The organism is Chamaesiphon sp. OTE_8_metabat_110, from assembly GCF_031382685.1.
In the GTDB taxonomy this organism is placed as follows: Bacteria; Cyanobacteriota; Cyanobacteriia; order Cyanobacteriales; family Chamaesiphonaceae; genus Chamaesiphon.
In genome coordinates this window covers 1-7,539 of the sequence record NZ_JANMZA010000307.1, presented here as the reverse complement: position 1 = coordinate 7,539, position 7,539 = coordinate 1, and the positions used below count along the sequence as shown (strand labels likewise).

Annotated in this window: 8 protein-coding genes; all 8 read right to left on the bottom strand. The window is 46.3% G+C overall.

All coding sequences use genetic code 11. From position 1 onward, the window contains the following. Positions 1-87 precede the first annotated feature (87 nt). A complete protein-coding gene (locus RMO52_RS11310; protein ID WP_310414109.1) occupies positions 88-1,353 on the bottom strand; it encodes a glycosyltransferase in 1,266 nt (421 codons plus the stop codon). Between the two features lie 42 nt (positions 1,354-1,395). After that, entirely contained in the window at positions 1,396-2,637 is a 1,242-nt protein-coding gene (locus RMO52_RS11305; protein WP_310414105.1) for a glycosyltransferase, read from the bottom strand. Positions 2,638-2,887: 250 nt separating this feature from the next. Next, positions 2,888-3,250: a response regulator gene (locus tag RMO52_RS11300; RefSeq protein WP_310414102.1), complete on the bottom strand. Its 363-nt coding sequence runs from the start codon at positions 3,248-3,250 to the stop codon at positions 2,888-2,890. Positions 3,251-3,436: 186 nt separating this feature from the next. Next, a complete protein-coding gene (locus RMO52_RS11295) occupies positions 3,437-4,105 on the bottom strand; it encodes a response regulator transcription factor (RefSeq protein WP_310414099.1) in 669 nt (222 codons plus the stop codon). 43 nt (positions 4,106-4,148) lie between these two features. Next, positions 4,149-5,717, bottom strand: a complete 1,569-nt coding sequence (locus RMO52_RS11290; protein WP_310414096.1) for a HAMP domain-containing sensor histidine kinase — start codon at positions 5,715-5,717, stop codon at positions 4,149-4,151. Positions 5,718-5,999: 282 nt separating this feature from the next. Continuing rightward, the gene (locus RMO52_RS11285) at positions 6,000-6,860 is read right to left on the bottom strand and encodes a DNA/RNA non-specific endonuclease (RefSeq protein ID WP_310414094.1); all 861 of its coding nucleotides are present in this window, start codon (positions 6,858-6,860) and stop codon (positions 6,000-6,002) included. Positions 6,861-6,933: 73 nt separating this feature from the next. Next, the gene (locus tag RMO52_RS11280) at positions 6,934-7,233 is read right to left on the bottom strand and encodes a DUF2973 domain-containing protein (RefSeq protein ID WP_309741042.1); all 300 of its coding nucleotides are present in this window, start codon (positions 7,231-7,233) and stop codon (positions 6,934-6,936) included. A gap of 161 nt (positions 7,234-7,394) precedes the next feature. Beyond that, positions 7,395-7,529, bottom strand: a complete 135-nt coding sequence (locus tag RMO52_RS11275; RefSeq protein ID WP_310414112.1) for a DUF2605 family protein — start codon at positions 7,527-7,529, stop codon at positions 7,395-7,397. Positions 7,530-7,539 lie beyond the last annotated feature (10 nt).

Below are 7,539 nucleotides of genomic sequence, written 5' to 3'. Positions count from 1 at the left end.
ATTTTTCATTAATTACCTCATAATATATGCCATAGCATGACCTCACCTCTCATTATCAAAAGTCCCCCTTCGCGGACTTAAATATTATTAGGCCGCGAACCCGGACTTTGCAGAACCAGCCACGATTTTAATCGTAGGCGTTACTGGCTTTGTATGAAATTTGAGTAACTTCTGGAGAACTATCGATGCTTGTTTTGCCCCGTCGAGCTGAAGATGATTTTCCAAATTTAATGTCGATTCTTCAGCTAAATAATCGACGATCGATCTTGCCAATAGTTCTGGCTGTAGTTCGGATTTGTCTAAAATCTTGAGCAAACCCAACTGCTCTAGCTTCTCTGCTCTAATTGCCTGCTCTCGATCTTTGTCAGAGGGATAAATCATCGATCGAACACCAGTTTTTAAGATATTCATGGTAGTGTTATAACCGCCTAAACTAATCGATAAATCTGCTCGATCGAGATAAGCAATCAAACTAGGTGTAAATCGACGCAGACTAACATTTGTCTTTCCTTGAGCTAATTTTACGAGCTGCTGATATTTAGCTTCGCCCATTAATGGCCCTGCAAAAATTACAATTCTATGAATAGTTTCTTGCTCAATCAATGGTGCAGCTTGAATAATACTCTCTAATAGATCGTGTCCGAGTTTACCACCGCCAACACTGACAACAATCTTGGGAGTTGCATCGTTAAGCAGTGCTAGATCTGCGGCATCAAATTCAACTCGATCGGGTTCGGATTGCACCACGTAGCCTGTATAATAAACGGGGCAAGTCAAACTATCCGTATTAGAAATATTGTCTTCTAATCGATGAACGGATGGATCGGAATGGAGTAAAACAGCATCATAATAGTGGTTGACAAATTCACAACGTCTCTTTTCTTCAGCCTCGCGATCGGCAAATTCTTTGACCATAATAATATCGCGTAGACTACAAATTACCTGAGTAGATCGATCGGATTTTCTAACATGTTCTAATAAGGGAACCATCTCAAAAGCTAACGCCTTATTCTTACTAAAGGGGTAGCCTTCGGTAATCAGGACATCGGGTTGAAATCGATCGAATACCTCGATTAGTTGCTGTTGCCGAAACTTCTTCACCGCCTCCAAACTCATAATGCTACCCACGACTTGAAGCTGCTTGCCAACTTGGAGCGAATCAAATACCTCAACTTGAATTGTCGGTAATTGAACGACTTCAACTTCTGGAAGCATTGCAAATCCATCAACCTTTTGCCCACCCTCAATTAGACAAACTTCAAATGTTTTGACGAGTTCTCTCATCAATTCTCTCGTCCGAACTAAATGCCCCATTCCTAATAAATTTTGACAATAAAATAGAATCTTCTTCATAAAAATGCGATCGTCTGATAATGATACTTGTGTCGATCGAGATTAAGCAGACAGACATTTCATCCAATGCTCTGGGAATCTTTGCAATTCTCCCTTAACAGGTTGATGTGGAATCGCCATAACAATACTCTGGGCAATCCGAGGCAACGCATCCAAATCTACTTTTTGGATATTGCTAGTGTAATAGCTCGGATTATTTAATTGATGGAGTAGTTTATCGATTAAAACTGCTGGCGTTAATTCGTCGGGGTGAATCATTTCGAGTAATCCCAGTTCCGCCATTTTACGAGCGCGAATAACTTGTTCTTGAGTCGGTCTTACCCGTGGTACGATAATTGAGGGTTTTTGAGCGGATAAGATTTCACAAAAAGTGTTGTAGCCACCCATCGCCACCACCGTATTGGCGACTTCGATATAACTCATCAAATCGTCGGTAAACTCACTAATGATGACTTGCGGATGCTGTGCTGCCATCTGGAAAAGTGTCGCTCGTTCCTTTGTAGACATTTCTGGCCCGCAAACTACCAAACTTTTGAGTGGATAATCTGCTGGTAGCATTACTAAACCCTCCAGATAAGCGTGAATCAGCGGATACCCATCTTCGCCACCACCTGCGGTGACTAGTACGCACTGCTCGCCTGGAGCTAAATTTAATTCTTGCCGCAACACCTCACGGTGTTTGGATGCCTGTTGACGGCGGATATAGCCGCAAAAGAGCGATTTCGATCGCATCTGTGGGGAAAATTGGTACTCAGAGCAGGTATCGAATACTTCCGGCGTACCTACTACCAAAACTTGATGGTAAAACTGCTCGATGGCGCGATAACTATCGAGCGAGTGCCACTCGGCTACCGTCTGTTTGGGAGCATCCAAGATATCTCGCAATAGTAATAGCCACTTTGTTTCTGGGGCAACAGTGCGGAGAGTTTCGATCGTTTTTTTGAGTTCGTCTTGCAGTCCGTAAGGCTTTTTATCGACGAGTACTACATCCGGTCGAAAATTTAGAGCCGCCACCCGAATCAGATTGCATCGCAGCTTTACCGTCTGCTTCATATCGAGCTTGAGATATTTTGCCGACAGATCGCCATTTTCATCTCGATGCAGACAGGGGAGTTTGAGATAGTCGAGTCCGGCTGGCAACCGAAAGCTGTGCAACATCGGCGAACCCGATAACACGAGGATGGATAAGTTAGGAATCGTATCGAGGAGGTGACGACAAATAGCCAACATTCGACAGATATTACCCAACCCATAGGCATCATGAGAGTAAACTAATAGTTTCATAATCTTCTCTGGATAAAGGTAAATCGGTTGAACGCGATCGAATATTTACCTTACTGATATATTCACAAACTTCAATGAATCATCCATGAAGATTTGATGAGGAAAATCTCATGAAGATGTTATTTTGTGCTGGTAAATAGTTCTAAAATTCATATCCCCGACTTCTTGTAAGAAGTCGGGGATATGTTCCAGGCAAAAAATTCCATCAGTAGAAGAGTTCCATGTGCAGCAGCCTAATAAGCTGCCGAATTCACGTCAAATACGATTTAACTTGGATGAGCAAATCGCTAAACTTAAATGGCTTGGCTAGATAATCATTTGCCCCCGCTTGAAACACCTGTTGTCGATCGCGTTCGTCTGTCATCGCCGTCACGACAATAATCGGCAGATCGGGATACTGCGCGCGCGTTTCTCGTAGCACCACCCAACCATCCTTAATTGGCAAACCCAGATCTAGTATCAACAAATCTACTGGTTGTTGCTCGATCGCTTGTAGTGCCCGAACACCATCCGCAGCGACGATCGTCTCAAACCCATTTCTCTTCAATCCTTTCTCCACAAAAGCAGCCAGACGATCTTCATCTTCAGCAATCAGAATTAATACTTGGCTCATTGGATCTCAACACGAGGCATAACTGGTACAAACTAGATACAGCCTCTGGACTCTCCACAAAACGAGGAAATGCACGCACATTTATCGATTTCGATCGATAGAATACAGACTTATCCTCAATCTACCCCGATCTGAGACCTTTAATTTAACTTCATTGATGAGAATTTTCTCATGTTAGGCCGATCGTCAGTTTTTCAGTCGATAACCCACCCCGCGCACAGTTTCAAATAAATCGCTACCTAACTTTTTGCGGAGATAACCGACATAAACATCGACGATATTAGACCCCGGATCGTAGTCATAGCCCCAGACTCGATCGAGCAGTTGCTGCCTAGTCAATACCTGTCCTGGATGTTGAAAAAATGCCTCCGCGAGGATAAATTCCCGACTGGGTAGTTCAATTTCACGCTCATTGACTATTGCTGTGCGCGTGCGGAGATTCAATGCCACACTCCCTGCTATCAACACCAGATCGTCACTGCTAACGGCGATCGATTTGGGCTTCATTCGCAACCGAATCCGGACTAATAGTTCCTCAAATCGAAACGGCTTGGTCATATAATCATCAGCCCCACCGCCCAAACCAGCTAACTTATCATTGAGATCGTCCCGTGCTGTGAGAATAATAATCGGCGTCTGCACTCCCTGCCCGCGCAATGTCTCCAAAATCTCTAATCCGTCGCCTCCAGGTAATCCCAAATCTAGCAAGATCAGATCGAATTCGTTGCGCTGAGCTAGATCCAATACTTCATCTACATCATGAGCGATCGTCGATGTAAAGCCCTGCGCCCGCAATCCCTTTTCGATAAAGGCTGATATTCTCGGTTCGTCTTCAGCAATTAAAATTTGGGGCATGGGTGAGAATTTCAGCGGTGGTGATGGATTGCGATCGCGGTCTCTATCGATCTACATTTTGCGTGGCATCTAGCACATCTGCTGCGGGGAATAAGGGAATTTTCAAGGTAAAGGTCGAACCACATTGGAGCTGGCTCTGGAGGGAAATTTGACCCCGATGAGCATCGACGATCGCTTTGACGATCGCCAGTCCCAAACCAGAACCTTCAGATCGCCGCCGACTTTTGGCAGCACGGGCAAACCGTTCAAAAATTTGTTCTCGATCGGTATCGGCAATTCCTTCGCCAGTATCCTGGATCCACAGGTGTAACATTTTTTGCCGGAGCATCGAGCCGAAAGAGATCTTATCCCCGACTTGAGTATGCTGCATGGCATTGTTTGCCAGATTGAGGATCGCCTGAGTGAGCCGATAGCGATCGATTCGCACTTCACCCTCAGCAACTTTTGCCAAATCCCAATTGCGATTTCCCAGACTACGCAACTTCGCAAATAGTTCCTCAGTGAAAGTACGCACATCGACGATCTCATACTGCAAAAAATCGGGACGTTCCGACTTTGCCAGCAACATCAAGTCCTCTACCATCCGCGCCATCCGATCGAGTTCGTCGATCGCGATGGCTACAGCTTCCTCCCGTTCTTGCGGATCGTCTCCCATCAATTCCAAATGACCGCGAATAATCGTGATGGGAGTGCGGAGTTCGTGCCCAGCATCATTAATAAAGTTGCGCTGACTCACAAATGCCGATTCTAGCCGCTCCATCATCTCATTAAATGTGGTGGCTATTTCTGCCATTTCCCCGCCACCCTGCACGGGCAATCGCTGACTCAAATCGGATTCACCTACCAATCTTGCAGTGCCAATCAACGATCTCAGTGGTGCCAACACCTGCCCCGATGCAAACCAAATTAACACCAGTGCAAGTACCAACACTCCTCCAAATACCTGCACCACCACCACAACTGCTTCTAATACTTCATTCCGTTCGCCAGATGTGGTATGAGCGACTACAAATACACCGAGCGTTCGATCGTTTACTTTGACAGGCTCGACCAAATACAATATGTCGCCGACTCCCAGGTCTTTTGTTTTCTGCGTCCCCTGTGATGCTACAGTTGCTTTTGCCCATGCCTGCATCAAGTCCGAATTTTGTTCGAGCACTTCTGGTCTTGCTCTCGGACTAGATTTGTACAATTGGCCCTTGACAAAGGCAATCATATAGACTTCATCTTCTGGCAACTGACGAGTCAAAAAAGCATCTAAAAAATCTTCTAGTTCCGCTGAATTGGCTGGTTTTTTCAGTCGCTGCTGCCGATTGTCTGACTGCGCCGCACTCAATCCTGAATTGTCCAGATCTTCATCGATTAATTCTTCAGCTAGCGAACTGCGAAAAAATGCCATCTTTTCGCTCATATCATCTTGCACCCGTCGATCTACCCGTGCAAACAAAAAGTGTCGAAATATCGGAATACCGATGGCGAAGATGAACGCTAAAATCCCAATATAACAAAGCAAAATCCGCGTCCGCGCCGCCCCCAAAAAGCCCGTCCGCTGCGATCCTCCAGCTGTCGCAGTCAATGGTGTCCCTGGATTGGTGCGATCGATCTCCGCCATATCTAGATCCAAATCTCTACTTTTGAAATACTCACCGTGAGTTCAGCAGGGGTGATTCTTGACAGATCGTCGCAATTTGCTACCATCGTAGGATCTGTAGGTTGGGTTGCGGATGCGCGCTCTGGAGGTTTCCTCCAGATTGAGCGCACCAAGCAGAAGAATGAAACTAGAGCGCACTCAGCCAAAATTTCTTTCATCCCTTAGACGACATTTTGCGTCGGCTCAGTTGCTCTGAAAGAGCATCGTGTGCCGCTCCGCCCAGCACACATCCCACCCCAAACATTAATTTAGACGATCGACCCTAGCCGCGATCGTCTCCCTCACCTGCACCGGAACATTTGTAAAAAACCGATACCCAGTCAACTTCTCAACCTCCTTCACCGACGTGCGATACTGCCGCCACGGATCGTCTCTCACCCCTTGCTTATTCGGAATAATCACCGCGATCGTCCGGGTGTTCGGCGTCACTCCAGCCACGCCAGAATTGGGTCTATCCAGCACTAAAATCACTTTCCACGTCACAGCAGGTACGATGACTTTCCCCTGCCCTACAGTCGCTTTAAAACCGTTCTTACCGATCCCACCTTGCCCGTGTCCGCCAGAGACAATGAATAATTCCTTACCAGATCTAACTAATTCGCGCGAATAGTTTTCTAGTTGCACCCACACCCCTTGATTGTTATCTGGCGCTTGGGGGATGATATTAGTCATCAAAAAAGTGGGAATATTGTCTGCTGGCGATCGACTGCGATCTTCAGAGTTAGTCATATGACCGCGATCGAAACCACTCCCGGTATAATCTGACGGTTTAATTCGCGCCCAGCCGACAGGCAAATCCTCATCCGGTGCAAACTTACCTACACGATGAGCATCGCCCAGCCATGACGCATTCAATTCCCACGACACCCAGTTAGGTATCCCTTTAGTTCGAGAATAAGACAGCGCATACTGGGGACGCACGAGCAGATAGTTTTCCACATTACCGGGCGAACTAGTTGCTTGTGATGGATTGCCCATCAACAGGTTGATATTGCCTTGGGTTTCCCCTCCTGAAGGAATGTCGGGATTGCGACAGGCGACGACACTAATAATCAAGATCGCCAAGATCGGGAAATAGGCAATTTTTCGCACGGTTGTTAACATCTCATCACGATCGGGATCTAATTTTCCCGTCGTCCTCTTCCAAGCCTAATACCTAAAGCCTAAAGCCTAATGCCTAATCCTCAGCCGAACGAGGGGAATCATCATGATACAACGCATCCAGTCTGGCGCGTGCATCCTCGACACTAATCGACTTCATGATTAGTAGCGGTTCGGTGGTGACATTGCCAGCAGAGTCTAGCAATTCGGGGTGTACGACGGCACCCGCACGGTATCTGGAACCTGGAAAATTAGGATTGGTCATCGCCCGTGGCTGGGACGCATCCATACTAAACCCAATCAAACTGCGGATCAGATTTCCGATCGCTAGAAATGCCAAAATACTGAAGGCAATTAAATAAATTATCTGTAACATGTCACTGTCCTACACGAAGAGCCAAAATATAGAAGTAGCAAAGCAAAAGTCGGCGGTCTAGGTTGACGATCGGCACCACCTGGGCAGATGGCAGGCGAATGGGCAAATCTTCAACAGTCAATTTAACTTTTATGAGAAGTTAAGATGACCGTTCGCGAGCCTTACTCTCCTATCTTAGACTGTTCCGACTGTCTTAACTGCATCGAGACATGCCAACACTCAGTCACGATTTGATGCCAACCTACCATTTGGCTCGGCTCGATCCCGGCTTGTCCGCCAACGGCTTGGAATAACATTTTGGCAACG